We start from the raw sequence: 25,751 nt of genomic DNA, 5'->3' as shown, positions 1-25,751 counted from the left end.
GTGTGCTCAGGAGGTCATGCCCGTGCGCCCCACCGCCGCCCTCTCCGCCCTCCTCACCGCCGCCCTCGCCGCCACCGCGCTCACCGCGTGCAGCCCGGGATCCGGCAGCAGCCCCGACACCGTGAAGGTGTCGTACAAGCAGTCGACGGACAACTCCGTCAAGGTGATGGACACCTACCTCGCCGGCATCAAGACGCAGTTCGAGAGCAAGTACCCCGGCAAGAAGGTGGAGTTCGTCCCCATCAAGGCCCCCGACTCGGAGTACTACACCAAGCTCCAGCAGATGCTGAGGTCACCGCGTACGGCACCGGACCTCGTCTACGAGGACACCTTCCTCATCAACTCCGACATCACCAGCGGCTATCTGAAGCCGCTCGACCCGTACCTCGCCAAGTGGCCGGACTGGAAACGGTTCATCGGCACGGCGAAGGCGGCGGCCAGGGGCGAGGACGGGAAGACGTACGGGGTCCCGGACGGCACCGACACCCGCGGTCTCTGGTTCGACAAGCGCGTCTTCGCGAAGGCCGGCCTGCCCGCCGACTGGCAGCCGAAGACCTGGGACGAGGTGCTCGCCGCCGCCCGGACCATCAAGAGGAAGGTCCCCGGCGTCACCCCGATCAACGTCTACACCGGCAAGCCCGCCGGCGAGGCCGCCACCATGCAGGGCTTCGAGATGCTGCTCTACGGCACGGGCGACGGGAGGACGGACCCGCTGTACGACGCCGGGAGCAAGAAGTGGATCACCGGCGGCCGGGGTTTCCGGGACGCGCTTCGGTTCGTCGAGACGGTGTACAAGGAGAAGCTCGGTCCGGACGTCTCCGACGCCCTCGACCCCAACTTCGCCACCGCCGTCCGCGGTGAGCTGCTGCCCGAGGGCAGGCTCGGCATCGACCTCGACGGCTCCTGGCTGCCGCAGGACTGGCTGCCGGGCAGCGGGCACGAGTGGCCGGACTGGTCGAAGCGGCTCGGACTGGCCGCCATGCCGACGCAGGACGGGCAGGCACCCGGCAGGGTGAGCATGTCCGGCGGCTGGACCTGGGCCATTCCCGCCAAGGCCGGCAACCCCGGCCTCGCCTTCGACTTCATCCGGACGATGCAGACCAAGGACAACGCCCGGAAGTGGTACATCGCCAACTCCGGCATCGCCGTCCGCGAGGACGTCGCCGACGACCCGGCGTACGCCACCGCCCAGCCCGGCATCGCGTTCTTCACCGAACTCGTGGCGAGCACCCACTACCGGCCGGCGTTCCCCGCGTACCCGAAGGTGTCGACGGCCGTCCAGGAGGCCATGGAGGGCGTGACGACCGGCGACCGGTCGGTGGAGCAGGCGGCCGGCGACTACGACGCCACGCTGAAGGACGTCACCGGCGGCCGAGTGGTCCGCAGGTGACGGCTCGGCGCCGGGCCGCCCGGGCCCTTCCGCTCACCCCCGCCCTCGTCCTGCTGCTGCTCTTCCTCGCCGGCCCGATCGCCTATTGCGCCTACATCGCCTTCACCGACCTCCAGCTGACCGGCCAGGCCCACTCCTCCTTCGTCGGCCTCGCCAACTTCCGCCGGGCGTTCCGGGACGACGCCTTCCTGAACGCCGTGTGGCTGACCCTGGTGTTCACCGTGCTGTCCTCGCTCGTCGGGCAGAACACCCTGGGGCTCGCCCTGGCCGCGCTGATGAAGCGTGCCTCGAAGCCCGTCCGCACCCTCACCGGCGGGGTCGTCGTCACGGCCTGGGTGCTGCCGGAGGTGGTCGCGGGGTTCCTGCTCTACGCGTTCTTCCGGCGCGAGGGCACGCTCAACGCGATCCTGGACCAGTTCCATCTCCCCCGGCAGAACTGGCTGTTCACCCTGCCCGTCCTCGCCGTGTCGTTCGCCAACGTGTGGCGCGGCACGGCCTTCTCCATGCTCGTGTACTCCGCCGCCCTCGACGGGATACCCGCCGAGATCACGGAGGCGGCCGAGGTGGACGGGGCCGGCGGGTGGCGCCGGATGTGGCACATCACGCTGCCGATGATCCGCCGGTCCATCGGCACCAACCTCATGCTCAACACGCTGCAGACACTGTCCGTCTTCGGCCTGATCTGGGTGATGACCCGGGGCGGCCCCGGGGACCGCAGCCAGACCCTGCCGCTGTACATGTACGAACAGGCCTTCCAGAACAGCATGATCGGTTACGGCACCGCCGTGGCCCTGCTCCTGCTGCTCGTCGGCTCCCTGTTCTCCGTCGTCTACCTGCGGCTGCTGCGGACGGAGGTCTGATGCCCCGCAAGCGCGCCTCCCGAAGGCTCGCCGCCGACGTCTCGCTCCTCGCCGCGGCCGCCGCCTTCGCGCTGCCCCTCGCCTGGGTGCTGCTGTCGTCCGTGGACCCGCACGCCGGCCTGCGGGTGAGGGTCCCGGGCGGGCTCACCCTGGCGAACTTCGACGCGGTCCTCACTCCGGACATCACCTACACCCCGCTGCTGAACAGCCTGCTCCTGTGCGGGGGCGCCACCGCGCTGACCGTCGCCTGCGCCGCGCTCGCGGCCTATCCGCTCTCCCGGTTCCGGTCCCGGCTGAACCGGCCGTTCCTGCTGTCGATCCTGTTCGCGACGAGCCTGCCGATCACGGCGATCATGGTGCCGGTGTACGCGCTGTTCGTCCGGGTGAACCTGATCGACACCCTCCAGGGCACGATCCTCTTCTTCGCCGCCTCCCAGCTGCCGTTCGCCATCTGGCTGATGAAGAACTTCATGGACGGGGTGCCGAGGGAACTGGAGGAGGCGGCGTGGACGGACGGCGCGTCCTCGCTCCAGTCCCTGGTCCGGATCGTGCTGCCGCTGATGGGACCGGGCGTCGCCGTGGTCACCGTCTTCTCGTTCGTGATGATGTGGGGGAACTTCTTCGTCCCGTTCATGCTGCTGCTCACCCCGGACCGGATGCCGGCCTCGGTCAGCATCAACGACTTCTTCGGCAACCGGGGCATGGTGGCCTACGGACAGCTCGCCGCGTTCTCCGTCATCTACTCCACCCCCGTGATCCTGCTCTACGTCCTGGTGGCCCGCAGACTGGGCGGCGGATTCGCACTGGGCGGCGCGGTGAAGGGGTGACGCCCGGTAACCGCAGGTGACGGGGGTGACACCGGGTGCCACCGGCGGCGAGCCGATCCAGACGTACGAACCCACCAAGCGTGATGTTGGCGGAACAGCCCGTAGTCACCGCCCGGGTGCGCCCCTACCTTGTGCGGGGTGCGCCCACCCTCACCCCAGCCCAGCCAGCCCGCTCCCCCGTTCAACGCCCCGGCCGCCCGCAGGCTCCGCGCCGCGCTCGGCATGGGTCCCGAGCACGTCGCCTACGGACTGCGCGTCTCCTACGGCCTGCCCTACGTCACCCCCGACCTCGTGACCGCCTGGGAACGCGGCACCGCCACCCCGGCCAACCCCGAACTCACCGCGCTGGCCGGCGTGCTGTGGTGCTCCCCGGGTGAACTCCTCGGCCGCCCGCGCACCCTGCGCGAGCACCGCATCGCCCGGGCCGTCGCCGCGGAGGACGTCGCCCACGCCGTCGGCATGGACCTGCGCGGCTACCTGCGGATGGAGGAGCGCGACGACTGGCGGGGCAACGAACGCCAGTCGGCGGCGCTCGCCGGGGTGCTGGACCTCGCCCTGCCGGACTTCGTGACCGTCACGGGCCGCGAGGCGAAACTCGCCGAGCTGCTGCACAGCGCGGTGACCACCCGCTGGCAGGCGTACGTCCGGCCGGTGACGAAGCTGGCCCCGGTCGACCGGAACGTCCTGGAGGAGGTCCTGCAGGAACTGCACCAGGACTACCAGGGCCACATGGCCGCCACCCTCAGTTGGGGCGGAGGCACGCGCGGTGCCAGCGAGTCCGGACGGGACTTCCTCGACCGGATCGTCGACAACTTCTGGGCGGGCGTCGAGAGGAGAACGCCGTAGGACCCGCGCCACGGCGAGTGCCGTCACCCGGACGGGCGAGCCAGTGCGCGCTTCACCCCGACCGCCGGGACGCTGGGCACCAGGAGACGGGTGTCCCGATCCCGTCCGGAGGCAGGGAACGGCGGGCGGCGCATGGCGGGAAGCGGACGAGGCCGCGGGGCGTGGCGGCGGGCCCTGGCCGCGGGACTGTGCCTGTGCCTGCCCCTGCTGCTGACGGGCGCCTGCACCGGCACCCTCGGGACCCCGGCACGCGCGGACGGTGCACCGATCGATCCGCGCATTCAGCAGATCATGGACAAACCGGTCTACCGGCACGGGCAGTTCGGTCTGCTGGTCGTCGACCCGGCGACCGGCCGCACGGTCACCTCGCTCAACCCGGAGCGGCTGTTCGTCCCCGGGTCGACGACGAAGCTGTTCACCGTGTCGAGCGCCTGGGACACCTTCGGCGGCGCTCACCGCACCACCACCCCGGTGTACGCGCGGGGCCGGATCGGCGACGGCGCCCTCGACGGGAACCTGGTGCTGGTCGCCTCGGGCGATCTGACGATGGGCGGCCGGACCAAGCCGAACGGCACCCTCGACTACCGGCCCGTGGACCACACGTACGCCGACGCCCTGCCCGGCCTCGCCCAGCTCACCCCGGAGAACCCGCTCGCCGGGCTGGACGACATGGCCAGGCAGGTACGGGCCCGCGGGATCACGCACGTCAGGGGCGACGTGGTGGTCGACAACCGGCTGTTCGCCCCGGACCCGGCGCTGACCACCGATCCGGACCCTATGATCGTCAACGACAACCTGATCGACATCCTGAGCACCCCGACGACTCCCGGTGAGCGGGCCTCGTTCACCTGGCGTCCGCGGACCGCGCGGAACTCGGTCAGGTACCGGGTCACCACCGTGGCCGCGGGCAAGCCCACCGCCATCACGGCGACGACGGGGGCGGACGGCGTCATCACGGTGTCCGGGACCCTGGCGGCCGACGCCGATCCGTGGCTGGTCACGACGCCGATCGCGGATCCGGCGGCGTTCGCGCGCACCGCGTTCATCGAGGCCCTGGAGCGGGCCGGGGTCACCGTGGACGCCCCCGCGACCGGACCCGACCCGGCGCCCCCGGCGGACACCCCGGGCGGCGATCCGGTGGCCCGGCTGGTCTCCGTGCCGTTCGAGCAGGAGGCCACGCTCATCCTCAAGGTCAGCCACAACCTGGGCGCCGATCTGATGGTCTGCCTGCTCGCCGTCCGGCGGGGCAGCCGGAACTGCCAGGACGGCTTCGCCTCGATCAAGGCGTTCGACGACAAGGCGGGGGTCGATCCGGCCCAGGCCTCCCAGGCCGACGGGGAGGGCGGGGTGCCCGGCGACGCGTTCACCCCGCGCGCCTACATGCCGCTGCTGACATACTGGCTGAACGGGCCCGACGCCACGCGCTTCCGCGAGGCGCTGCCGGTCCTGGGCGTCAGCGGCGACCTGGCCCTGTTCGGCGCGGACAGCCCGGCCAGGGGCAAGGTGTTCGCGAAGACCGGGACCCGCGCCGACGGGAACGACCTCACCGGGCAGGTGCTGGTCGCCTCCCGGGCGATGGCCGGCTACCTGGACGCCGGCGGCGGCCGGTACCGCCTGTTCGCCGTGGTCTTCAACGACTCCATGGCCGCGACGGCGGACGACGTCCTGTCCGTGGCCAAGGACATCGCCCGGATCTCCGAGCTGCTCCAGCAGGACGCGGCCGGCGCGGGCAGCGGCCCGTGAGCCGTGCGGAGGGCGTGGCGGCCCGGGCCGCGCTGACGCCGGGGTGACGCCGGTACGGCCCGGCGGGGTCCGGGACGGGGAACGGTCTAGAACACCGACTCCGCCTCGTCCATGCGGTCCTTCGGCACGGTCTTCAGCTCGGTGACGGCCTCGGCGAGCGGCACCATCACGATGTCGGTGCCGCGCAGCGCGGTCATCCGGCCGAACTGGCCGCGGTGCGCGGCCTCGACGGCGTGCCAGCCGAAGCGGGTGGCGAGGACGCGGTCGTAGGCGGTGGGGACGCCACCGCGCTGGACGTGACCGAGGATGACCGGCTTGGCCTCCGTGCCGAGGCGCCGCTCCAGCTCGTACGCCAGCGCCGTGCCGATGCCCTGGAAGCGCTCGTGGCCGTACTGGTCGATCTCGCCCTTGTCGTAGTCCATGGAGCCCTCGGCGGGGTGCGCGCCCTCGGCGACGCAGACGACGGCGAACTTCTTGCCGCGGGCGAAGCGCTCCTCGACCATCTTGACCAGGTCGGCGGGGTCGAAGGGGCGCTCGGGCAGGCAGATGCCGTGGGCGCCGGCGGCCATGCCGGACTCCAGGGCGATCCAGCCGGCGTGCCGGCCCATGACCTCGACGACCATCACCCGCTGGTGGGACTCGGCGGTGGTCTTCAGGCGGTCCATGGCCTCGGTGGCCACGCCGACGGCGGTGTCGAAGCCGAAGGTGCGGTCGGTGGAGGAGATGTCGTTGTCGATGGTCTTCGGGACGCCGACGACCGGGAGACCGGCGTCGGAGAGCATGCGGGCCGCGGTCAGCGTGCCCTCGCCGCCGATCGGGATCAGCGCGTCGATGCCGAACTCCTCGACCATGTCGGTGGCCCGCTCGCAGGCCTCGCGCAGCCGGTCGCGCTCCAGGCGGGAGGAGCCGAGGATGGTGCCGCCGCGGGCGAGGATGCCGCTGACCGCGTCCAGGTCGAGGGCGCGGTAGTGGCGGTCGAGCAGACCCCGGTAGCCGTCCTCGAAGCCGATGACCTCGTCGCCGTACTGCGCGACCGCACGGTGCACGACGGACCGGATCACGGCGTTCAGGCCGGGGCAGTCGCCGCCTGCGGTGAGAACTCCGATGCGCATCGTGCTGTGTCTCCTGCTCGCTGTGGGTACCGGTGAGCCGGATTCGATTCTTTCACGTCCGTCGGGGCGGTGAAGTCCTGACGGGCGCCTTAACCGGCACCAGGGGTATTGTCAAGAGGGATCTGCTCACCTCGGTGGGCAGTTTTTGTGCCGAGGACGCGACCCACCAGACATGAGGAACGGAGTGGACACGTGACGCGCAGCGTGTACGTGACCGGGATCGACCGCGGTGACGGCCGCCAGGTAGTGGAACTGGGGGTCATGGAGCTCCTCACCCGGCAGGTCGACCGGGTGGGCGTCTTCCGTCCGCTCGTCCACGACGGTCCCGATCGGCTGTTCGAGTTGCTGCGGTCCCGGTACCGCCTCTCGCAGGACCCCGCGACCGGCTACGGCATGGACTACCACGAGGCGTCCGCGCTCCAGGCCGAGCAGGGCACCGACGAGCTGGTGTCCACGCTGGTGGACCGCTTCCACCGGGTCGCCCGCGACTACGACGTCGTCCTCGTCCTCGGCACCGACTACGCCGACACCCAGTTCCCCGACGAACTGTCCCTCAACGCCCGCCTCGCCAACGAGTTCGGCGCCTCCGTCATCCCGGTGGTCGGCGGCCGCGGGCAGAGCACCGAGTCGGTCCTGGCCGAGACCCGCAACGCCTTCCGCGCCTACGACGGCCTCGGCTGCGACGTCCTCGCCATGGTCACCAACCGGGTCGCCCGCGAGGACCGCGACGAGATCGCCGAGCGGCTCGCGAACCGGCTCCCGGTGCCCTGCTGGGTCGTCCCCGACGAGCCCGCGCTGTCCGCGCCGACGGTCGCGCAGATCGGCCAGGCCCTCGGCGCGAAGGTGCTGCTCGGCGACGAGTCGGGCCTGGCCCGGGACGCGCTCGGCTTCGTCTTCGGCGGCGCGATGCTGCCGAACTTCCTGGGCGCCCTGACCCCGGGCTGCCTGGTCGTCACCCCCGGCGACCGCGCCGACCTGGTCGTCGGCTCGCTGGCCGCGCACAGCGCTGGCACCCCGCCGATAGCCGGTGTGCTGCTCACCCTGAACGAGGTGCCGAGCGACGAGATCCTCACCCTCGCCGCCCGCCTCGCCCCCGGCACCCCCGTGCTCTCGGTGGCCGGCAACTCGTTCCCCACCGCCGAGCAGCTGTTCTCCCTGGAGGGCAAGCTGAACGCGGCCACCCCGCGCAAGGCCGAGACCGCGCTCGGTCTGTTCGAGCGGTACGCCGACACCGCCGACCTGGCCCGCCGGGTCTCGGCGCCGAGCAGCGACCGCGTCACGCCGATGATGTTCGAGCACAAGCTGCTGGAGCAGGCCCGCGCCGACCGCCGGCGGGTCGTCCTGCCGGAGGGCACCGAGGAGCGGGTGCTGCACGCGGCCGAGGTGCTGCTGCGCCGGGGCGTGTGCGACCTGACCCTGCTCGGGCCGGTCGACCTGATCCGCAAGAAGGCCGCCGACCTCGGCATCGACCTGGGCGACACCCAGCTGATCGACCCGGCCGCCTCCGAACTGCGCGACACCTTCGCCGGGAAGTACGCGGCGCTGCGCGCCCACAAGGGCGTCACGGTCGAACTCGCCTACGACGTCGTCTCCGACGTCAACTACTTCGGCACCCTGATGGTCGAGGAGGGGCTGGCCGACGGCATGGTGTCCGGCTCGGTGCACTCCACGGCGGCGACCATCCGCCCGGCCTTCGAGATCATCAAGACGAAGCCGGAGTCGTCCATCGTCTCGTCCGTCTTCTTCATGTGCCTCGCCGACAAGGTGCTCGTGTACGGCGACTGCGCGGTCAACCCGGACCCGAACGCCGAGCAACTGGCGGACATCGCCGTCCAGTCGGCCGTTACGGCGGCGCGGTTCGGCGTGGAGCCGCGGATCGCGATGCTGTCGTACTCCACTGGCACGTCCGGCTCGGGCGCCGACGTCGAGAAGGTGCGCGAGGCCACCGAACTGGCCCGCTCGCGGCGCCCGGACCTGAAGATCGAGGGGCCGATCCAGTACGACGCGGCCGTGGAGCCGTCCGTCGCCGCCACCAAGCTGCCGGGCTCCGAGGTCGCCGGCCAGGCCAGCGTGCTGATCTTCCCGGACCTCAACACCGGCAACAACACCTACAAGGCCGTGCAGCGCTCGGCCGGCGCGATCGCGGTCGGCCCCGTCCTGCAGGGTCTGCGCAAGCCGGTCAACGACCTGTCCCGCGGCGCGCTCGTGCAGGACATCGTCAACACCGTCGCCATCACGGCGATCCAGGCCCAGACGCCCGCCACCTGAGCACAGAAAGCACCCCGACACCGTGACCGCGACCCGTGTCCTCGTCCTCAACTCCGGCTCCTCGTCGGTGAAGTACCAGCTGCTCGACATGCGCGACCGGAGCCGGCTGGCCGCCGGCCTGGTGGAGCGGATCGGCGAGCAGACCTCCCGGCTCAGGCACACCTGCCTGACCACCGGCGCCACCCGTGAGCAGACCGGGCCGATCGCCGACCACGACGCCGCCCTCAAGGCGGTCGCCGAGGAGCTGGGCCGCGACGGGCTCGGCCTGGACTCGCCGGACCTGGCCGCGATCGGCCACCGGGTGGTGCACGGCGGGATGTTCTTCACCGAGCCCACCGTCGTCGACGACCAGGTGCTCACCGAGATCGAGCGGCTGATCCCGGTCGCCCCGCTGCACAACCCGGCGAACCTCACCGGCCTCCGCACCGCTCGGGCGCTGCGCCCCGACCTGCCCCAGGTCGCCGTCTTCGACACCGCGTTCCACACGACGATGCCGGAGTCCGCGGCGCGGTACGCGATCGACCCGAAGATCGCCGACCGGCACCGGATCCGCCGCTACGGCTTCCACGGCACCTCGCACGCCTACGTCTCCCGGGAGACCGCGCGGCTGCTGGGCAAGGAGCCGTCCGAGGTGAACGTCATCGTGCTGCACCTGGGCAACGGCGCCTCGGCCTCCGCGGTCCGGGGCGGCCGGTGCGTGGACACCTCGATGGGGCTGACGCCCTTGGAGGGGCTGGTGATGGGTACGCGATCCGGTGATCTGGATCCGGCCGTCATCTTCCATTTGGCACGGGTTGGCGGAATGTCCATGGACGAGATCGACACTCTCCTCAACAAGAGGAGCGGTCTGTTCGGTCTCTGCGGGGACAACGACATGCGGGAGATCCGCCGGCGGATCGACGAGGGCGACGAAGAGGCCCGGCTCGCCTTCGACATTTACATTCACCGGCTCAAGAAGTACATCGGCGCCTATTTCGCCGTACTCGGGAACGTGGACGCGGTGGCCTTCACGGCCGGCGTCGGCGAGAACGCGGCGCCGGTGCGGGAGGCCGCGATCACGGGCCTCGACGGGCTCGGCATGGCGGTCGACCCGGAACTGAACGCCGTGCGCGGCGACGGGCCGCGGCTGATTTCCCCGGCGTCCGCGCGGGTGGCCGTGGCCGTGGTGCCGACGGACGAGGAACTGGAGATCGCGACCCAGACCTACGCACTGGTCGGAAAGAACAACTGAATAGCACCTGAGCGGTGTGGCACTCATTTGTATCTTCCGCCAGACGGAATATTCCGTAGCGAAACAAACCGATAGGATCGCCCCATGCGCCGTTCGAAAATCGTCTGTACTCTCGGCCCCGCGGTCGACACCCACGAGATGCTCGTCGCCATGGTCGAGGCGGGCATGAATGTAGCCCGGTTCAACTTCAGCCACGGCACCCACGCCGAGCACCAGGCGCGGTACGACCGCGTCCGTGCCGCGTCCAAGGAGACCGGCCGGGCCATCGGTGTCCTCGCCGACCTCCAGGGCCCGAAGATCCGCCTGGAGACCTTCGCGGAGGGTCCGGTCGAGCTCGAGCGCGGTGACGAGTTCGTCATCACGACCGAGGACGTGCCCGGCGACAAGCACATCTGCGGTACCACGTACAAGGGGCTGCCGGGCGACGTCTCGCGCGGCGACCAGGTCCTCATCAACGACGGCAACGTCGAGCTGAAGGTCCTGGACGTCGAGGGCACCCGGGTGAAGACGATCGTCATCGAGGGCGGTGTCGTCTCCGACCACAAGGGCATCAACCTGCCCGGCACGGCCGTCAACGTGCCCGCGCTGAGCGAGAAGGACATCGAGGACCTGCGCTTCGCCCTCCGGATGGGCTGCGACCTGGTCGCGCTGTCCTTCGTCCGGGACGCCAAGGACGTCCAGGACGTGCACCGCGTCATGGACGAGGAGGGCCGGCGGGTCCCCGTCATCGCCAAGGTGGAGAAGCCGCAGGCGGTGGAGAACATGGAGGACGTCGTGATGGCGTTCGACGGCGTGATGGTCGCGCGTGGCGACCTCGCCGTCGAGTACCCGCTCGAGAAGGTCCCCATGGTGCAGAAGCGCCTGATCGAGCTGTGCCGGCGCAACGCCAAGCCGGTGATCGTGGCGACCCAGATGATGGAGTCGATGATCACCAACTCCCGTCCGACCCGCGCCGAGGCCTCCGACGTGGCCAACGCGATCCTGGACGGCGCCGACGCGGTCATGCTCTCGGCCGAGTCGAGCGTGGGCGCGTACCCGATCGAGACGGTCCGGACGATGTCGAAGATCGTCCAGGCGGCCGAGCAGGAGCTGCTCTCCAAGGGCCTGCAGCCGCTGGTCCCGGGCAAGAAGCCGCGTACGCAGGGCGGTTCGGTGGCCCGTGCGGCCGCCGAGATCGCCGACTTCCTCGGCGGCAAGGGCCTGATCGCCTTCACCCAGTCCGGTGACACCGCGCGCCGCCTCTCCCGCTACCGCGCGTGCCAGCCGATCATCGCCTTCACCACGGACGAGTCCACCCGCAACCAGCTCACCCTGAGCTGGGGCGTCGAGTCGCACGTCGTGCCGTTCGTGAACACCACCGACGAGATGGTCGACCTGGTGGACCAGGAGATCGCCAAGCTGAGCCGGTTCGACTCGGGCGACACGGTCATCATCACCGCCGGCTCGCCCCCCGGCGTCCCCGGCACCACCAACATGCTCCGCGTGCACCACATCGGCGGCACCAACTGACGAGCCCCGCAAGGGCCTTGAACGGCACTGAGGGCGCCCCCCGCGCACGGGGGGCGCCCTCAGTCGTCCGCGGCTCCCGGACGGGCCTGCGTGACCGCTCAGTCGGTCGTGTACACGTGCATGCCGGGCACGTGGAGGCTGCCGCCGAACTGGGCCGCCTGGACCACCTTCACGTGGGTGAAGTAGATCAGCGGGATGTTCAGCGGGGGCGGGCTGTCGGGGCTGAAGGTCACCGGGATCAGACCGAACAGGTTGCCGGAGATGCTCTCGGTGTACATCACCGTGTCGCCGTTGCGGATGGTCGACGTCGAGCCCTTGGCCGCCTGCACGTGGTAGGTCTTGTTCGCCTGCTTGTCGTTGACCGTCTGGTGCAGGTCACCGATGTCCGTGCCGCCCGAGATGACGTACTTCAGCACCTTCTTCTTGGTGCCGTTGGCCGTCTTCACCTCGACGACGCCCTGGTAGTCGGCGCCCTTGAGGAGCAGGGAGCTGGCGTTCAGGTACCACGGGTCGTCCGCCACCGGCGTCTTGTTGTCGACGCCGCTCTCGTCGTCCGTGGCCACCGGGCAGTCGTCCGCGGCGTCGGAGGCGCTCGCGGACGGGGCCGGCGTCGCCGACCCGGCCGCGTCCTGCGCCGCCTTCGCGGTGTCCTCGGTCGTCTTCGAGACCTTGTCGGTGGTGTTCTTCACCGTGTCCGAGACCGTCTTGCCCGCCTTGGAGGCGGTGTCCTTGACGGTGTCGGAGACCTTCGTGCCGGCCGTGTCCGACGTCGACGTACCGGACCCGGACGCCGACGCCGAGGGTGCGGCCGACGACGGGGACGCGGACGGGGTGGGACTCGCGGACGAGGTGCCGGAGTCCTTGCCGCCGCCGGTCAGGACGTCGCCGAGCGTGTCGCCGATGGTGTCCAGCAGGTTGCCGCTGCTCTGGGACGCGGACGGGGTGGGCGTGGCCGTGTCGCCGCCGGAGCCGGAGCCCTTGTCGGACGTGCCGGTGCCGGTGTCGGGGGAACCGGGGGTCGCGCTCGGCTCGGGCGTGCCCTGGTCGCCGGAACCTGAATCCGGCGAAGAGGTCTTGCCCGTGTCCTTGGCGCCGCCGGCATCCTTGCCGCCCTCGGCGTCGGTGCCCGGTGTGGCCGTCTCCGTCGGCTTCGTGCTCTCCGAGGAGGACGGCGACGGCGAGGCCGAGGTGTCACCGGAGTCGTCCAGCGCCTTGACGCAGTCCTTGTACTCGTCGGCCGTCAGGCTCTTGGCCGACGTCGAGGGGGACGGGCTGCCGTTGTCGGCCAGGGCGAGCGTGGAGGTGAACCCCATGCCCACGATCACCGCGGTCGGCATCGCCACGGAGGCTATCGCCTTGCCGGCCGGCATGTGGAACCTGGTGAACAGCGGCTTCCTGGGTGCCGCGTGGCGGGGACCGGTTCTCGCACGGGACCCGTCCACATCGGTCCCGCGGATCGCCTCGTCAGCCGGCACTGTGCCTCCCGTTCGCCCCGTTGGCCGGGCTCGTTCCTGACAGGTCGTTCGTGCTCACCGGGTCCGCGCCCTGGCCGGGCAGCGGAGCGAATCCGGCGGTGTCGCCCTTGTCCGGAGCGGTCCCGGGGACGTCGCCCGCGGCCGGGGCGGCCTCGGCGGCCGGTTCCGGCTGCTCGGTGGCGCCCGGCGCCCAGGCCACGGCCATCGCTCCACCGATGAGGGAGAGCAGGAAGCCCAGGACGAAGCCACCGAAGTTGGACACGGGGATGGACACCAGTGCGAGGAGGATCGCGGCGACTCCCGCGAAGGTCCGCACGTGCTTCTGGAACCAGAGACTGACGCCCAGGACGATCAGCAGCACACCGATGATCAGGGATCCGGCTCCCGCAGTGGTCGCCATCGCCAGCGTCAGATGGCCGAACTGCAGGTGGGCGTACGGGAAGTACATGATCGGAACGCCGCCGAGCAGGACGAACAGACCGGCCCAGAAAGGACGCGTGCCCCGCCAGGCGCGGAACTGCTGCCTCCGGTGGGTGAACTGGCCGGGTGCGGCGGCAGGGGTCTCGGCGCTCATGGAAAACAGCTCCCTGGTGCGGTGTTGCTGTGGTGGTGATGTGTGCCGCGTGCGCGGACGCGGCCGGAGTGTGGACGGGCGGGGGCGCCACCGGCTCCCCCGCCCGTCATCGAGTGCTTAGTAGCACTCCTTGACACCCGTCGCCAGCGACATGTGGAGACCGCTGAGCTTGAAGGTTCCGGCGGTGGTCGCCCACGCCGTCTGCTTCACGCCGACCAGCGTGGCCTTGTCGGCCTGCTGCGCGAAACCGAAGGGGTTGGCCTGCTCGCCGCCGCCCTTCATGCCCGGACCCTTGGAGGCGTCCTTCGCGGCCACACCGATGTCGATGTTGTCGAACGTCGCGTCGGCGTTGAGGTCGGCAACGTCGATGTAGATGTTGTCGGCCTGGACCTTGTCGTGGCCCTCGCCGCCGGCGCGCAGGATCAGGCTGACGTTGCCGAAGACCGGCACGTCGGGCGTGACCACGGACTGGCACAGGTTGGTGATCTCGGCGTGCTTGAACGCCGAGACGGCAACCGGGTGGGCCGTCTTCTTGCCGTCCATCGTGTAGCCGCTGTCGATGGCTCCGTACTGCTCGAAGCCGGTGCCGACGAGCGAGTCGGCGGACACCTTGAACGACTGGCCGGACACGCTGAACGAAGCGGCGAGAGCGCCCTGTGCGAGGGCCACACCTATACACGCCGTGGCGGCGACGCTGGGCACCATGACCACAGCGAACCGCTTCCATCTGGTCCCGCCACGCACCTGGGACTCCATATTTCCTCCTTCTCGGACGTACATCTCCTGGCCCGGACTCGCCCCGGTCGGCGGCTCAGCCAGGCAGGGATGGGAGAAGTGCTACGTCCTCGGGAAGGAGAGCGCCTGCACTCGGTGGCGCGAACCGCGCCCGAATCACCGGCGATCACCCCCGAGCGACAACCACTGGTCGCGCCTGACACGCATCACGCACAACCTTGCTGGACAGGCTTCGCCGGACGGCGAAGACCCCCCTGCCCAAGAACCGGCGCCACTGCCGCCGGTTCTGCTCGGTGGGGACCCAGGGTTTCCCGCGACCCGACCGGTTGCCGGGGTGCGGGAATGGACCGAGCGTCGCCGATCGTGGTGCATTCTCGGCCCGGGCACAAGGGGGTTCGTTACTGGCTAGTAACGGCCGGATAACCGGAGGACGACCGGCCGATCTCGGAGTGCGACGCTCGGTTGCATCGAGGGTCAGAGCAAAGCCGTTGATCCCTGGATGAAACCAGACAGATCAACGGCCTCGATTTACTCCGAGTAACAGCGGCCGCGATTACCAAGATTTGGTAAAGCGCGGCCGCCCCGACAGCTCGTCGGCGAATCTTTCACCCCGGCATCACAAGCCGCGGCGTTTAGCGACTGGTCAGAACAGGGCGCGCGCCAGCGCCCGGCGGGCCCCGATCACCCGCGGATCGTCGGGTCCCACGACCTCGAACAGCTCCAGCAGCCGACGACGTACGGTGTCCCGGTCGTCACCCGCGGTGCGCCGCACGGTGTCGATCAACCGCCCGAAGGCGTCGTCGACATGACCGCCCACCAGGTCCAGGTCGGCGGCGGCGATCTGCGCGTCCACGTCGGCCGGCCTCTCGGCGGCCTCCCGGCGCACCTTCTGCGGGTCGAAGTCCTGCACACGCTGGAGCAGTTCGGCCTGGGCCAGGCCGAGCTGCGCCTCCGGGTGGGCCGGGTCGTCGGCCAGCACGTTCTTGTACGCCTGGATCGCACCGCCCAGGTCGCCCGCGTCGAGGGCCTGCGCGGCGGCGTTCAGGGTCGCCTCGTACGGGCCCACGGGCGCCTCGGCCCCGGCGGAACCGCCGGCCTCGGCGTCCGGGTCGACGGTCAGGCCGGTCAGGCCGAACCGCTGCTCGGCGACCTGCACCAGCTGGTCCAGGGTCTCCCGGATCTGCTGCTCGGGGGTGACCCCCTGGAAGAGCGGCAGCGCCTGGCCCGCGACGACCGCGAACACGGCCGGGATGCCCTGCACCCCGAACTGCTGCATCAGCATCTGGTTGGCGTCGACGTCGATCTTGGCGAGGAGGAAGCGCCCGGCGTACTCGACGGCCAGTCGCTCCAGGACCGGGCTGAGCTGCTTGCAGGGCTCACACCACTCGGCCCAGAAGTCGATGACGACGGGTACTTCGGCGGAGCGCTGCAGTACGTCGCGCTCGAAGCCGGCTTCGTCGACGTCGATGACGAGGTCGGCCGGCGAGACGGCCCCCGTCCCACCCTGCCGGGCGGCTTCGGCGCGCGCCTGCTCGGCCTTGGCCTTGGCCTCCTGGGCCGCCTTCACCGCGGCGAGGTCGACGACGCCGCTCATGGACATGTTCCGTGGCTGCATGCGTCTATCCTCCCCGTTCCGGCGCCGGAATGAAAAAAGCGAGGTGCCGGCGCCTGGGTCCCCACCCCGCGCCGTGGTCGTCGCCCGTGTACGTCCCTCACGAGCTTTCGCTACGACCCGTAGCGTAATGGCATCGGGGCACCTCGCGACACCACACCCCGGTGATCTCCCTCACGACGCCACAGGAACCGCCGGTTTATGGTCAGTGGATGCAGAGCCGCACCCCAGCGGGCCGTACCGGCCGCCCGCGCAACGCCGCCGCGGACACCGCGATCCTGGCCGCGACGCGGGAGGCGCTGGTAGAGCTGGGATGGTCCAAGCTCACCCTCGGGGACGTGGCGACCCGCGCCGGGGTCGCCAAGACCACGCTGTACCGCCGCTGGGCCGGTAAGAACGAACTGGTCGTGGACGCGGTGGCGGAGCTCTTCGACGAGCTGGAACTGCCCGACCGCGGCAGTCTCGCCGCGGACATCGAGGGTGTGGTCCTGCAGTTCGCGGCCATCCTGGCCCGGCCGGAGGCCAAGAGCGGTCTGATGGCGGTGGTCGCGGAGTCGACCCGGGACGACGCGTTGCGCGAGCGCATCCGCGCGTCGATCGTCGAGCGTCAGATACGGCTGGTTCTGGAGGGTCGGGAGCGGGCCCAGTGCCGCGGCGAGCTCCCCCCGGAGCCGGACCCCGCCGAGGCGGCCCGCACGGTGGACCTCATCTTCGACGTGGTGGCGGGCGCGGTGGTGCACCGCACCCTGGTGAGCGGCAAACCGGCCGACGAGGACTGGGTGCGCGGCTTCACCCGGGTGCTGCTCCTCGGCCTGACGGCGGCGGAACCGACCGCGGCCGAGTAGCGGGCCCGGCCCGCACCAGGGGGCGGTGCTCCCTGGTGCGGGCCGGGCGGCGCCGGGCTAGAAGCCGGGCGGTTCCGTGTACACGCCCCACTCGTCGCGCAGCACGCCGCAGATCTCGCCCAGCGTGGCCTCGGCGCGCACCGCGTCCAGCATCGGCTCGATCATGTTGGCGCCGGACCGGGCCGCGTCCAGCATCGCCGCCAGCGCGGAGCGCACCGCCGCGTCGTCGCGCGCCGCCTTCCGCTCGGCGAGCACCCGCACCTGCTCGCGCTCCACCTCGTGGCTGACCCGCAGGATCTCCAGGTCGCCGGTGACGGAGCCGGTGGCCACGTTGACGCCGACGACCCGCTTCTCGCCCTTCTCCAGGGCCTGCTGGTAGCGGAACGCCGACTCGGCGATCTCGCCGGTGAACCAGCCGTCCTCGATCCCGCGCAGGATGCCGGAGGTGACCGGGCCGATCGGGTGCCGCCCGTCGGGGTGCGCCCGCAGGCCCCGCTCCTTGATCTGCTCGAAGATCTTCTCCGCGTCCGCCTCGATCCGGTCCGTCAGCTGCTCGACGTACCACGAACCGCCCAGCGGGTCGGCCACGTTGCCGACCCCGGTCTCCTCCATCAGCACCTGCTGGGTGCGCAGGGCGATCTCGGCGGCCTGCTCGCTGGGCAGCGCGAGGGTCTCGTCCAGCGCGTTGGTGTGCAGGGAGTTGGTGCCGCCGAGGACGGCGGCCAGCGCCTCCACGGCGGTGCGCACCACGTTGTTGTACGGCTGCTGCGCGGTCAGCGAGACCCCGGCGGTCTGCGTGTGGAAGCGCAGCCACTGGGCCTTGTCGCTCTTCGCGCCGTACACCTCCCGCATCCAGCGCGCCCAGATCCGCCGCGCGGCCCGGAACTTGGCGATCTCCTCGAAGAAATCGACGTGCGCGTCGAAGAAGAAGGACAGACCCGGCGCGAAGACGTCCACGTCGAGCCCGCGCGAGAGGCCCAGCTCCACGTACCCGAAGCCGTCGGCGAGCGTGTACGCCAGCTCCTGCGCGGCCGTGGCCCCGGCCTCGCGGATGTGGTAGCCGGAGACGGAGAGCGGCTTGTAGGCGGGGATGCCGGCCGCGCAGTGCTCCATCAGGTCGCCGATCAGGCGCAGGTGCGGCTCGGGCTGGAAGAGCCACTCCTTCTGCGCGATGTACTCCTTGAAGATGTCGGTCTGCAGGGTGCCGTTGAGCACCCCGGGGTCGACCCCCTGCCGCTCGGCGGCGACCAGGTACATGCAGAAGACGGGCACGGCGGGACCGCTGATCGTCATGGAGGTCGTGACGTCACCGAGCGGGATGTCCTTGAACAGGACCTCCATGTCGGCGGCGGAGTCGATGGCGACGCCGCAGTGCCCGACCTCGCCGAGCGAGCGCGGGTCGTCGGAGTCGCGGCCCATGAGGGTCGGCATGTCGAAGGCCACGGACAGACCCCCGCCGCCGGCGGCGAGGATCATCTTGTACCGCTCGTTGGTCTGCTCGGCGTTGCCGAAGCCGGCGAACTGGCGGATGGTCCAGGTGCGCCCGCGGTAGCCGGTCGGATGGAGCCCGCGCGTGAAGGGGTACTCCCCGGGCCAGCCGATCCGCTCGAATCCCTCGTAGGTGTCGCCCGGTCGGGGCCCGTACACCGGCTCCACGGGGTCGCCGGAGAGCGTGGTGAAGTCAGCGTCGCGCTTGCGTGCGGCGTCGTAGCGGGCCTGCCAGCGGCGGCGGCCCTCGTCGATGGCGTGAGCGTCCATACCATCGAATTTACTAGGACGTCCTAGTAAATGTCGATGGCTGACCGCCGTACGGAACTCGTACGGCGGTAAAACCTAGGCCTTGGCGACGGCCGGGGCGCGGCCGGCGGTACCGGCCTCCAGCTCGCGGCTGATCCTGCGCTCGACGAAGAACGCGGCCGTGGGGATGGTGCCCGCGAGCAGCACCCACAGCTGCTTGCCGACCGGCCACTTCGCCTTGGACCCCAGGTCGAAGGCGAACACCAGGTAGACGACGTACAGCCAGCCGTGGGCGATGGCGACGACCCGCGTGAAGTCGGCGGCACCGCTCATGTCGAACCCGTACTTCGCGATCATGCTCAGGCACAGCAGCACCAGCAGGACACCGGTGGTGTAGGCCAGGACGCGGTAGCGGGTCAGCACGCTCTTCTTCATGCCCATGAGCGTAACCACCCGTTCCGGGAGATCTTGCCCCGGGTCACTCCTCGTCGAAGTCGTGTGCCGAGATCCGCAGCGGACGGAGCATCGCGAAGATCTCCTGGCACTCCTCCGCGTCGTACGCGCCGAGGCCGAAGTCCATGGACATGAGGTCCCGGGTGGCCGCGTCGACCACCTCGCGGCCCTTGTCGGTGATGACGGCGAGGGTGCCGCGGCCGTCGTTGGGGTTGGGCCGCTTGGCGACCAGCCCGGACCTGACCAGCCGGTCCACGGTGTTCGTGACGGACGTGGGATGCACCATCAGCCGCTCACCGATCTTGGACATCGGCAGCTCACCGGCCTTGGAGAAGGTGAGCAGCACCAGCGCCTCGTAACGGGCGAACGTCAGCCCGTACGGCTTGACCACCGCGTCCACCTCGGCGAGCAGGATCTGGTGGGCCCGCATGATCGAGGTGATCGCGGCCATGGACGGCACGTTTCCCCAGCGCTGCTTCCAGAGCTCGTCGGCACGCGCGATGGGGTCGAACGGAAGGCTGAGTGGCTTCGGCACGTCATCAGACCCTACCGGCCGGTCATATGCCGGGCAGCCCCGTCTCGGCTTTCGGTCGCCCGGGCCGCCAGGGCCAGCCCGCAGCAGCACAGGACGCCCACCGCGCCGGCCCCCACCACGGCCGCCCTGACCCCCGCCACCTCGGCCGCCGCACCGGCGAGCGCCATGCCGGCGCCCTGGACCGTCATCAGGCCGGCGCTCAGCAGGGTCATGGCCCGCCCGCGCAGCTCCTCGGGCACGGCCCGCACGAACCACTGGTCCAGGCCGAGGGTGTACGCGGAGCCGGCCCCGGACAGCAGCAGGAGCAGCAGCGAGCCGGTGAGCCCCGGGTGGAGGGCGTAGCCGAGGTAGGGCAGCAGGGTCAGGCAGAGCAGGGGCAGCGCGACGCGCTCCCGGGCCGCGGGACGCAGCCGGGCCCCGGCGAACAGCTCGCCGGCCACCGTGCCTACGGGCAGGGCGCACATCAGCAGGCCGAGGCCGGTGGAACCGCTGCCGAGGGCATCGGCGTACGGCGCGGCCAGCGCCTCGGGGACGACGGAGAACGCCGCCGGCACCCAGAACAGCAGGAGCAGCACCCGGACCCGGGGGCGGGCGAGCAGCTGCCGCAGGCCCGGCGGGGCGTCGCCGCTCGGCCGGGTGCGGGCGGGCCGGTGCCGGGTGCCGAGGCGCAGCAGCGCCGCGGAGGCGAGGAAGGTGGTGACGGTGATCAGCAGGGCGTGGCGCGGGGTGACCACGGTGAGCAGCAGACCGCCGAGGCCGTAGCCGACGAGCAGGGCGCTCTGGGCGACGATCCGCAGCAGGGAGCGGCCGAGCACGAACAGGTCGCCGTCGCCGAGGACGTCGGCGAGGGTGGCCGTGCGGGTGCCGGAGAACACCGGGGCGACGACGGCGAGGCAGCAGCGCAGCACGAGGAGCAGGCCGATGCCCGGGCCCGGGACCGCCATCAGCGCGACGCAGCCCGCGCACACCAGGTCGCAGGTCACGAGCACGCGCCGGGCCGGGAAGCGGTCGGCGACCGGGGCGAGCAGGGTGCCGCCGACGGCGTACGGCAGGAAGCCCAGGGCGAAGGTGAGCGCGCTCCACAGGGGTGAGCGGGTCAGGTCGTAGACGAGGACGGACAGTGCGATCTCGCTGACGATCACGCCGAGCATGGACAGGACGTGCGCGGCGAAGACGGCCCGGAACTCGGGCACGGCGAGGACACGGCCGTATCCGGCGGGCGCCGGGGCCTGGGCAGGAGCGGACATGCCGGGCAGCGTGCCCTGCCGGCGGCGGGCGGCCGTAGAGTTTCGGCTCGGGCCGAATGTCCGGCCAGGCAGCGATCAGGTGGTGCCCATGCCCTCACGCCTCCACTTCGGCGACGACGACTTCCTGCGCTGCCGGTTCGCCCTCTCGCCGGTCTGGGAGACGCAGGAGGCGGTGCGGACGCTCAAGCGGCGGGACCGGCACGGGTACCACGCGCCCTGGCTGCGCCGGATCCGGGACGCGGCGGCCGGGCTCGACCTCGCGCCGCTGTGGCTGCTGATGCCGAGGCGCGGGCACAGCCCCGACTGGCTGGTCCCGCCGCTGCTCGGCCCGGCGGTGTCCTTCGCGGAGGAGATCGCGGCGATCCGGGCGGCCGATCCGGAGGCGGCCCGGGCGGACACCGCCGCGTCGCTGGCCTGCACACCGGGCGCGCCCGACTCGCCGCGGGGCCGGGCCTGGCTGGCGGATCCCGGGCGGATGGTGCGGGAGCTGGCGGACGCGCTGGAGGAGGCGTGGCGGGTGCTGGTCGAGCCGGACTGGCCGCGGCTGCGGGCCCTGCTGGAGGCGGACATCGCCTTCCACTCGCGGCGGCTGGCCGAGGTGGGCCTCGGCGGGCTGCTGCCGGAGATCCACGCGCGCTGCGGCTGGCAGGAGACGACGCTGACCGTGCAGTCGGGCGGCGAGCACGAACGGCACCTGAACGGCCGGGGTCTGGTGCTGATGCCGAGCGTCTTCACCTGGCCGGACGTGATCAGCAGCTTCCCGCCGCCCTGGCAGCCGGCCGTGATCTACCCGGCGCGGGGCGTCGGGGGCCTGTGGGCGGAGCCGGCCGAGCGGACGCCCGAGGCGCTGGTGCGGCTGCTGGGCCGCAACCGGGCGGCCGTGCTGGCCGCGCTCGACGAACCGGCCGGCACCACCGCCCTCGCCCACCGTCTGCGGCTCGCGCCGTCGTCGGTCTCCGCCCATCTGACCGTGCTGCGCGACGCGGGCCTGCTGACCGCCCGCCGCTACGGCCATCAGGTGCTGTACGAGCGGACACCTCTGGGGATGGCGCTGACGTCGGCGGGCTGACGCCTCCCGGGTCAGCGGCCCTGCCGGCGCAGACGGTGGCGTACCGCTCGCTGGGCGACGGGGCCGAGCTCCTCCAGCGCCGTGACGAGGGCGCCCAGTCGCTCCAGGGCGTCGAGGGCCGCGTGGGCGCCCCGCTCGTCGACGCCCTCGTACAGTTCGATGCCGACGAAGGAGGCGGCGACGGCCCGGGCCAGGCCGGCGGGGTCGGTGAACTCGCCGAGGGGGGTCGCCGCGAGGACGCGGCGCAGCGCGCCCTCGATCTCGGCGATCCACAGGTCGAGTCCGGCCGCGGTGGCGGGACCGAGCCCGGCGTGGGTCTGGGCACCGGCGAGCAGCTGGCCGAGGAGCGCCACGTGCCCCTCGGCCCGCTCCCGGTCGTGCATCTCGCGGCCGACGGCGAGGAGTTCGGACAGGGAGGTGACGGCGGCGAGCCGGTCCCGGTACTTGGCCACGGACTTCTCCGCGCCGTACCGGCAGGCCGCCGCCAGCAGTTCGTCCACGGAACCGAAGTGGTAGAAGACCAGCGCCTGGTTGACGCCGGCCGCGGAGGCCACCGTACGGGCCGAGGTCTTGGCGATGCCCTGCTCGGTGAGGGTGCGCAGGGCGCCCTCCAGCAGCTTGGTCTTGGTCTCCTGGGACTTGGCCGTCTCCGGGCTCATGCGCGCGCCTCCTCCCGCACGGGGCGCAGTCCGGGCCGCACCCCGTGGGCGCGGACGTCCGTGTAGGAGGCGGTGAAGGAACCCTCGTAGCCGAAGAGCGGTCCGAAGAAGCGGTTGACCACCCGGACCCGGATGCGGAAGCGGCCGGCCGTCTCGTCGTAGGACTCGCGCACCTCGGCCGTGGCGCCGAGGAGTTCGGGCACGCGGACGTCCACCGGCCCTTCCCGGAAGCGGTGTTCGCCGGAGCGGATCAGCAGGGAGCCGTCGGGCTCGGCGTGGAAGTGCAGTTCGCTGGCGAGGTGCTGGTGGGTGCCGAGGTAGTCGAGGATGCGGTCGCCGCGGGGGCCGAGCACCATCTGGGCGTCGAAGCGGCGGGAGCGGCCGGGCAGTTCGAAGGTGCGCACGAAGCTCACCGTCTCACGGCCGTAGCTGTCGGTGTACGGCACGTTCTCGATCACGAAGGGGATGTCGCGGCCGGCCTCGGGGACCAGGATGTTGCGGGTGGCGCCCAGCGCCAGGAAGGGCTTCACGAACGCCCGTCCGTGCCAGACGCGGTCCATCACGCCCCGGCCGGTGCAGGCCTCGCCGCTCGCGAGGCCCACCGAGAAGCGGCGCCGCAGCCGTGGGTGCAGCCGGTCGAAGCCGGCGCCCATGACGGTCTCGAACATCGAGGTCATGAGGGCTTCTCCAGGGTGCGCAGCAGGCGGGGCGCCCGGGTCCGCGTGGCGGGGGCCCGCAGGCAGCGCCGGGCCGCCGGGGTGCAGGCGAGCGGTTCCGTGAACAGCACGAGGGAGATGCCGACGACGAGCAGCAGTGGGCAGAGGAAGGCCGCGGTGTCGGCGAAGGGCCCGAACAGGCGCAGGAACGGGTCGGTGCCGAGCCCGCTCAGGCAGAGCCCGAGGACGAGCGCGCGGACCGCCAGTTCGGTGAGCCAGTTCTGCAGGGCGCGTTCGGGGGTGATGCCCCGCTCCAGCCAGAGTCTGAGCCGGTCGAAGGACCACGCGGTCGCCCAGCCCATGAGCGGGCGGAACAGCGCCCGGTCGCCGAGGGCGCCGAGGGCTCCCCAGCGGGGGCGGTAGTCGTAGCCGGTGAGGAAGCGGACGCCGTGCGCCTCCGGCACGTAGCGCCAGTAGCCGCTCCCCTCGGCGATCAGGGAGAGGGGGTGCGGGGAGGAGAAGCGCAGGGCGGAGGTGCGGGTGCCGTCCGGGCGTTCCTTCTCACCGGCCGCGACGCCGGTGCCGGAGACGGTGAGGAACGGCAGCAGGCGCGTGGAGTAGCGGAAGCGCTGCGGCTCGCCGGCCACGCGCGGGAGGTACGCGATCTCGGTGAAGCGCAGGTCCCAGCGCTGGTGCCGGGCGGGGTCCTGGGTACGGGCCCACAGCTCGTCGAGGTCGGCGCGTATGTGCGTCTCTATGTAGAGACCCATGTGTTCCCCCACGTCAAACCAGTGTTTTGAGCGACCGCTCAAACAGTCGTCCAAAAAAACACCCCTTTGAGCGATCGCTCAAAGGGGTGGTACGAGAGAACCCCGGTCCCAGGGACCGGGGTTCGGGGGCCGGGGGGCCCGCGCGATCACTGCGCCAGGTACCGCTCGACGGTCTCCACCTTGGCGGTGAGCCCGTCGGTCACACCGGGCCGGATGTCCGCCTTGAGGACCAGCGAGACGCGCGGGGCACGCTCCTCGACGACGGCCACGGCACGCCGTACGACGGCCATGACCTCGTCCCACTCGCCCTCGATCGAGGTGAACATCGCGTCGGTGCGATGGGGCAGTCCCGACTCTCGGACCACGCGGACGGCGTCGGCGACGTACTCCCCCACGTCCTCACCGACCCCGAGGGGCGTCACGGAGAAGGCGACGATCATACGTTCACGACCCCTTCCTTACGGGCGCGGGCCGCGATGACCGCGTCCTCGGCCTCACGGCGCAGCTTGCGCTCGGCGAAGAAGCCGCCGGTGGGCAGCACCGAGAGGACGAAGTAGAGGGCCGCGGTACCGAGCGGCCACTTGGTGCGGTTCCAGGCGTCGGCCCAGAAGATCACGTACAGGACGAACAGCACACCGTGGATCGCGCCCATCACGGGGACCGCGTTGAAGTCCGTGGTCCGCTTCAGCACCGAGCACAGGAGCAGGATCAGGAAGGACACGGCCTCAGGGGCGGAGACCAGGCGGAGGCGGCGGAGGGCGGTGGCGGTCTTGATGTCCACGGGTCACCTTCGGTGGGAGTGTCGAACGACGGTCTGCCGATTACGGACTGCCGGTTTGTGAACGCACGCACAAGCGTTCTCCCATTGTGGCAAACCGCGGCCCTAGGGGTCCGCTCAGGGTCGCTCTCCACCCCCGGGCCCTGTTCGCCCCACCCGTCCGGCCGCTACTTTCCCAGCGTGGCGATGTTCCGACTCCAAGGCAGCAAGGTGCTGGCCGTCGACATGACCGGGGACGCCGTGAAGGCGAAGAACGGCTCGATGGTCGCGTACGACGGTCAGATGGCCTTCAAGAAGCTGAGCGGCGGCGGCGAGGGGCTGCGCGGGATGGTGACCCGGCGGCTCACCGGCGAACAGATGACGGTGATGGAGGTGAAGGGGCACGGGACCTGCTGGTTCGCGGACCGTGCGTCCGAGATCAACCTGGTCGCCCTGAGGGGGGACAAGCTCTACGTCGAGTCGAGCAATCTGCTGGCGACGGACGCGGGCCTGCGGACGGGCACGACGTTCACCGGCCTGCGCGGCGCCTCGCAGGGCAACGGGCTGTTCACGACGACCGTCGAGGGGCACGGCCAGGCGGCGATCATGTCCGACGGCCCGGCGGTCGTGCTGCGGGTCAGCCCGCAGTACCCGCTGACCGTCGACCCGGGGGCCTACATCGCCCACCAGGGCGAGGTGCGGCAGTCCTTCCAGTCCGGTGTGACGTTCCGCACGTTCTTCGGGGAGGGCGGCGGCGAGGCGTTCCAGATCCGCTTCGAGGGCGACGGCCTGGTGTACGTGCAGCCGAGCGAGCGGAACACGATCGCGGGGGACCTGTGAC

General features: G+C 71.3%; 25 protein-coding genes. 11 read left to right on the top strand and 14 right to left on the bottom strand.

The genetic code is table 11. The annotated features are described in order from the left end of the window. Nucleotides 1-16: 16 nt before the first annotated feature. The 5 genes from N8I86_RS26155 to dacB all read left to right on the top strand — a co-directional run bounded on the left by N8I86_RS26155 (nt 17) and on the right by dacB (nt 5,666). Complete coding sequence (locus tag N8I86_RS26155) at nt 17-1,390, top strand: extracellular solute-binding protein (protein ID WP_263278841.1); 1,374 nt, start codon at nt 17-19, stop codon at nt 1,388-1,390. Beyond that, entirely contained in the window at nt 1,387-2,250 is an 864-nt protein-coding gene (locus N8I86_RS26150; RefSeq protein WP_263278840.1) for a carbohydrate ABC transporter permease, read from the top strand. The genes N8I86_RS26155 and N8I86_RS26150 overlap by 4 nt, the downstream gene beginning before the upstream one ends. Further along, the gene (locus N8I86_RS26145) at nt 2,250-3,077 is read left to right on the top strand and encodes a carbohydrate ABC transporter permease (protein WP_263278839.1); all 828 of its coding nucleotides are present in this window, start codon (nt 2,250-2,252) and stop codon (nt 3,075-3,077) included. The genes N8I86_RS26150 and N8I86_RS26145 overlap by 1 nt, the downstream gene beginning before the upstream one ends. Nucleotides 3,078-3,215: 138 nt before the next feature. Next, nucleotides 3,216-3,923 carry a transcriptional regulator gene (locus N8I86_RS26140; RefSeq protein ID WP_073889662.1) on the top strand — a complete coding sequence of 236 codons (708 nt, stop codon included), beginning with the start codon at nt 3,216-3,218 and terminating at the stop codon, nt 3,921-3,923. Nucleotides 3,924-4,055: 132 nt separating this feature from the next. Then, nucleotides 4,056-5,666: a D-alanyl-D-alanine carboxypeptidase/D-alanyl-D-alanine endopeptidase gene (gene dacB / locus N8I86_RS26135; protein WP_263278838.1), complete on the top strand. Its 1,611-nt coding sequence runs from the start codon at nt 4,056-4,058 to the stop codon at nt 5,664-5,666. Between the two features lie 86 nt (nt 5,667-5,752). Here the strand turns inward: dacB and N8I86_RS26130 are convergent, their stop codons facing one another. Beyond that, entirely contained in the window at nt 5,753-6,778 is a 1,026-nt protein-coding gene (locus N8I86_RS26130; RefSeq protein WP_073889659.1) for an ATP-dependent 6-phosphofructokinase, read from the bottom strand. A 192-nt stretch (nt 6,779-6,970) separates the two neighbouring features. Between N8I86_RS26130 and pta the strand changes: the two genes are divergently transcribed. The 3 genes from pta (at nt 6,971) to pyk (ending at nt 11,786) form a co-directional block, all read left to right on the top strand. Beyond that, nucleotides 6,971-9,046 carry a phosphate acetyltransferase gene (gene pta, locus N8I86_RS26125; RefSeq protein ID WP_073889657.1) on the top strand — a complete coding sequence of 692 codons (2,076 nt, stop codon included), beginning with the start codon at nt 6,971-6,973 and terminating at the stop codon, nt 9,044-9,046. 22 nt (nt 9,047-9,068) lie between these two features. Continuing rightward, nucleotides 9,069-10,277 (top strand): acetate kinase, encoded by a 1,209-nt coding sequence (locus tag N8I86_RS26120; RefSeq protein WP_263278837.1) that lies wholly within the window; start codon nt 9,069-9,071, stop codon nt 10,275-10,277. 84 nt (nt 10,278-10,361) lie between these two features. Then, nucleotides 10,362-11,786, top strand: coding sequence for a pyruvate kinase (gene pyk / locus N8I86_RS26115; RefSeq protein WP_263278836.1), 1,425 nt, complete (start codon nt 10,362-10,364; stop codon nt 11,784-11,786). Between the two features lie 98 nt (nt 11,787-11,884). Here the strand turns inward: pyk and N8I86_RS26110 are convergent, their stop codons facing one another. The 4 genes from N8I86_RS26110 to N8I86_RS26095 form a co-directional block, all read right to left on the bottom strand. Next, nucleotides 11,885-13,261 carry a hypothetical protein gene (locus N8I86_RS26110; RefSeq protein WP_263278835.1) on the bottom strand — a complete coding sequence of 459 codons (1,377 nt, stop codon included), beginning with the start codon at nt 13,259-13,261 and terminating at the stop codon, nt 11,885-11,887. Next, the gene (locus N8I86_RS26105; protein ID WP_073889651.1) at nt 13,251-13,835 is read right to left on the bottom strand and encodes a DUF6114 domain-containing protein; all 585 of its coding nucleotides are present in this window, start codon (nt 13,833-13,835) and stop codon (nt 13,251-13,253) included. The genes N8I86_RS26110 and N8I86_RS26105 overlap by 11 nt, the downstream gene beginning before the upstream one ends. Nucleotides 13,836-13,952: 117 nt before the next feature. After that, nucleotides 13,953-14,591, bottom strand: coding sequence for a DUF6230 family protein (locus N8I86_RS26100; protein ID WP_073889650.1), 639 nt, complete (start codon nt 14,589-14,591; stop codon nt 13,953-13,955). A 622-nt stretch (nt 14,592-15,213) separates the two neighbouring features. Continuing rightward, nucleotides 15,214-16,185 carry a tetratricopeptide repeat protein gene (locus N8I86_RS26095; RefSeq protein WP_073889648.1) on the bottom strand — a complete coding sequence of 324 codons (972 nt, stop codon included), beginning with the start codon at nt 16,183-16,185 and terminating at the stop codon, nt 15,214-15,216. Between the two features lie 209 nt (nt 16,186-16,394). Between N8I86_RS26095 and N8I86_RS26090 the strand changes: the two genes are divergently transcribed. Beyond that, nucleotides 16,395-17,027: a TetR/AcrR family transcriptional regulator gene (locus N8I86_RS26090; RefSeq protein ID WP_073889647.1), complete on the top strand. Its 633-nt coding sequence runs from the start codon at nt 16,395-16,397 to the stop codon at nt 17,025-17,027. A gap of 57 nt (nt 17,028-17,084) precedes the next feature. Here the strand turns inward: N8I86_RS26090 and N8I86_RS26085 are convergent, their stop codons facing one another. The 4 genes from N8I86_RS26085 to N8I86_RS26070 form a co-directional block, all read right to left on the bottom strand. Continuing rightward, nucleotides 17,085-18,785 carry an acyl-CoA mutase large subunit family protein gene (locus N8I86_RS26085; RefSeq protein ID WP_073889645.1) on the bottom strand — a complete coding sequence of 567 codons (1,701 nt, stop codon included), beginning with the start codon at nt 18,783-18,785 and terminating at the stop codon, nt 17,085-17,087. Between the two features lie 75 nt (nt 18,786-18,860). Next, entirely contained in the window at nt 18,861-19,199 is a 339-nt protein-coding gene (locus N8I86_RS26080; RefSeq protein WP_073889644.1) for a DUF3817 domain-containing protein, read from the bottom strand. A gap of 43 nt (nt 19,200-19,242) precedes the next feature. Further along, nucleotides 19,243-19,752 carry a MarR family winged helix-turn-helix transcriptional regulator gene (locus tag N8I86_RS26075; protein WP_073889642.1) on the bottom strand — a complete coding sequence of 170 codons (510 nt, stop codon included), beginning with the start codon at nt 19,750-19,752 and terminating at the stop codon, nt 19,243-19,245. Nucleotides 19,753-19,763: 11 nt separating this feature from the next. Further along, nucleotides 19,764-20,999 carry an MFS transporter gene (locus N8I86_RS26070; RefSeq protein WP_263278834.1) on the bottom strand — a complete coding sequence of 412 codons (1,236 nt, stop codon included), beginning with the start codon at nt 20,997-20,999 and terminating at the stop codon, nt 19,764-19,766. Nucleotides 21,000-21,087: 88 nt separating this feature from the next. Here N8I86_RS26070 and N8I86_RS26065 point away from each other — a divergent pair, with 88 nt between their 5' ends. Continuing rightward, nucleotides 21,088-22,068 (top strand): ArsR/SmtB family transcription factor, encoded by a 981-nt coding sequence (locus N8I86_RS26065; protein WP_263278833.1) that lies wholly within the window; start codon nt 21,088-21,090, stop codon nt 22,066-22,068. An 11-nt stretch (nt 22,069-22,079) separates the two neighbouring features. Here N8I86_RS26065 and N8I86_RS26060 read toward each other — a convergent pair whose 3' ends face one another. From N8I86_RS26060 to N8I86_RS26040, 5 genes are all read right to left on the bottom strand, one after another. Then, a complete protein-coding gene (locus N8I86_RS26060) occupies nt 22,080-22,727 on the bottom strand; it encodes a TetR/AcrR family transcriptional regulator (protein WP_073889638.1) in 648 nt (215 codons plus the stop codon). Beyond that, nucleotides 22,724-23,404 carry a DUF4166 domain-containing protein gene (locus tag N8I86_RS26055; RefSeq protein WP_263278832.1) on the bottom strand — a complete coding sequence of 227 codons (681 nt, stop codon included), beginning with the start codon at nt 23,402-23,404 and terminating at the stop codon, nt 22,724-22,726. The genes N8I86_RS26060 and N8I86_RS26055 overlap by 4 nt, the downstream gene beginning before the upstream one ends. After that, nucleotides 23,401-24,153 (bottom strand): hypothetical protein, encoded by a 753-nt coding sequence (locus N8I86_RS26050; protein ID WP_073889635.1) that lies wholly within the window; start codon nt 24,151-24,153, stop codon nt 23,401-23,403. The genes N8I86_RS26055 and N8I86_RS26050 overlap by 4 nt, the downstream gene beginning before the upstream one ends. A gap of 146 nt (nt 24,154-24,299) precedes the next feature. Next, nucleotides 24,300-24,593, bottom strand: a complete 294-nt coding sequence (locus N8I86_RS26045; protein WP_073889633.1) for an MTH1187 family thiamine-binding protein — start codon at nt 24,591-24,593, stop codon at nt 24,300-24,302. Further along, entirely contained in the window at nt 24,590-24,934 is a 345-nt protein-coding gene (locus tag N8I86_RS26040; RefSeq protein ID WP_073889632.1) for a DUF3817 domain-containing protein, read from the bottom strand. Before N8I86_RS26040 ends, N8I86_RS26045 begins: the two co-directional genes overlap by 4 nt. A 183-nt stretch (nt 24,935-25,117) precedes the next feature. Here N8I86_RS26040 and N8I86_RS26035 point away from each other — a divergent pair, with 183 nt between their 5' ends. Then, nucleotides 25,118-25,750, top strand: coding sequence for an AIM24 family protein (locus tag N8I86_RS26035; protein WP_123436632.1), 633 nt, complete (start codon nt 25,118-25,120; stop codon nt 25,748-25,750). Nucleotide 25,751: the final 1 nt, after the last annotated feature.

Source organism: Streptomyces albidicamelliae, from assembly GCF_025642175.1.
Classification (GTDB): domain Bacteria; phylum Actinomycetota; class Actinomycetes; order Streptomycetales; family Streptomycetaceae; genus Streptomyces; species Streptomyces albidocamelliae.
This window is presented reverse-complemented; position numbering and strand designations above follow the sequence as displayed.

Coding starts and splice junctions, on each gene's coding strand:
- N8I86_RS26145 (WP_263278839.1), top strand. CDS start 2,250: ATGCCCCGCAAGCGCGCCTCCCGAAGGCTCGCCGCCGACGTCTCGCTC.
- N8I86_RS26055 (WP_263278832.1), bottom strand. CDS start 23,404: ATGACCTCGATGTTCGAGACCGTCATGGGCGCCGGCTTCGACCGGCTG.
- N8I86_RS26060 (WP_073889638.1), bottom strand. CDS start 22,727: ATGAGCCCGGAGACGGCCAAGTCCCAGGAGACCAAGACCAAGCTGCTG.
- N8I86_RS26050 (WP_073889635.1), bottom strand. CDS start 24,153: ATGGGTCTCTACATAGAGACGCACATACGCGCCGACCTCGACGAGCTG.
- N8I86_RS26090 (WP_073889647.1), top strand. CDS start 16,395: ATGCAGAGCCGCACCCCAGCGGGCCGTACCGGCCGCCCGCGCAACGCC.
- N8I86_RS26080 (WP_073889644.1), bottom strand. CDS start 19,199: ATGAAGAAGAGCGTGCTGACCCGCTACCGCGTCCTGGCCTACACCACC.
- N8I86_RS26070 (WP_263278834.1), bottom strand. CDS start 20,999: ATGTCCGCTCCTGCCCAGGCCCCGGCGCCCGCCGGATACGGCCGTGTC.
- N8I86_RS26035 (WP_123436632.1), top strand. CDS start 25,118: ATGTTCCGACTCCAAGGCAGCAAGGTGCTGGCCGTCGACATGACCGGG.
- pyk (WP_263278836.1), top strand. CDS start 10,362: ATGCGCCGTTCGAAAATCGTCTGTACTCTCGGCCCCGCGGTCGACACC.
- N8I86_RS26095 (WP_073889648.1), bottom strand. CDS start 16,185: ATGCAGCCACGGAACATGTCCATGAGCGGCGTCGTCGACCTCGCCGCG.
- N8I86_RS26100 (WP_073889650.1), bottom strand. CDS start 14,591: ATGGAGTCCCAGGTGCGTGGCGGGACCAGATGGAAGCGGTTCGCTGTG.
- N8I86_RS26105 (WP_073889651.1), bottom strand. CDS start 13,835: ATGAGCGCCGAGACCCCTGCCGCCGCACCCGGCCAGTTCACCCACCGG.
- N8I86_RS26085 (WP_073889645.1), bottom strand. CDS start 18,785: ATGGACGCTCACGCCATCGACGAGGGCCGCCGCCGCTGGCAGGCCCGC.
- dacB (WP_263278838.1), top strand. CDS start 4,056: ATGGCGGGAAGCGGACGAGGCCGCGGGGCGTGGCGGCGGGCCCTGGCC.
- N8I86_RS26155 (WP_263278841.1), top strand. CDS start 17: ATGCCCGTGCGCCCCACCGCCGCCCTCTCCGCCCTCCTCACCGCCGCC.
- N8I86_RS26065 (WP_263278833.1), top strand. CDS start 21,088: ATGCCCTCACGCCTCCACTTCGGCGACGACGACTTCCTGCGCTGCCGG.
- N8I86_RS26130 (WP_073889659.1), bottom strand. CDS start 6,778: ATGCGCATCGGAGTTCTCACCGCAGGCGGCGACTGCCCCGGCCTGAAC.
- N8I86_RS26045 (WP_073889633.1), bottom strand. CDS start 24,593: ATGATCGTCGCCTTCTCCGTGACGCCCCTCGGGGTCGGTGAGGACGTG.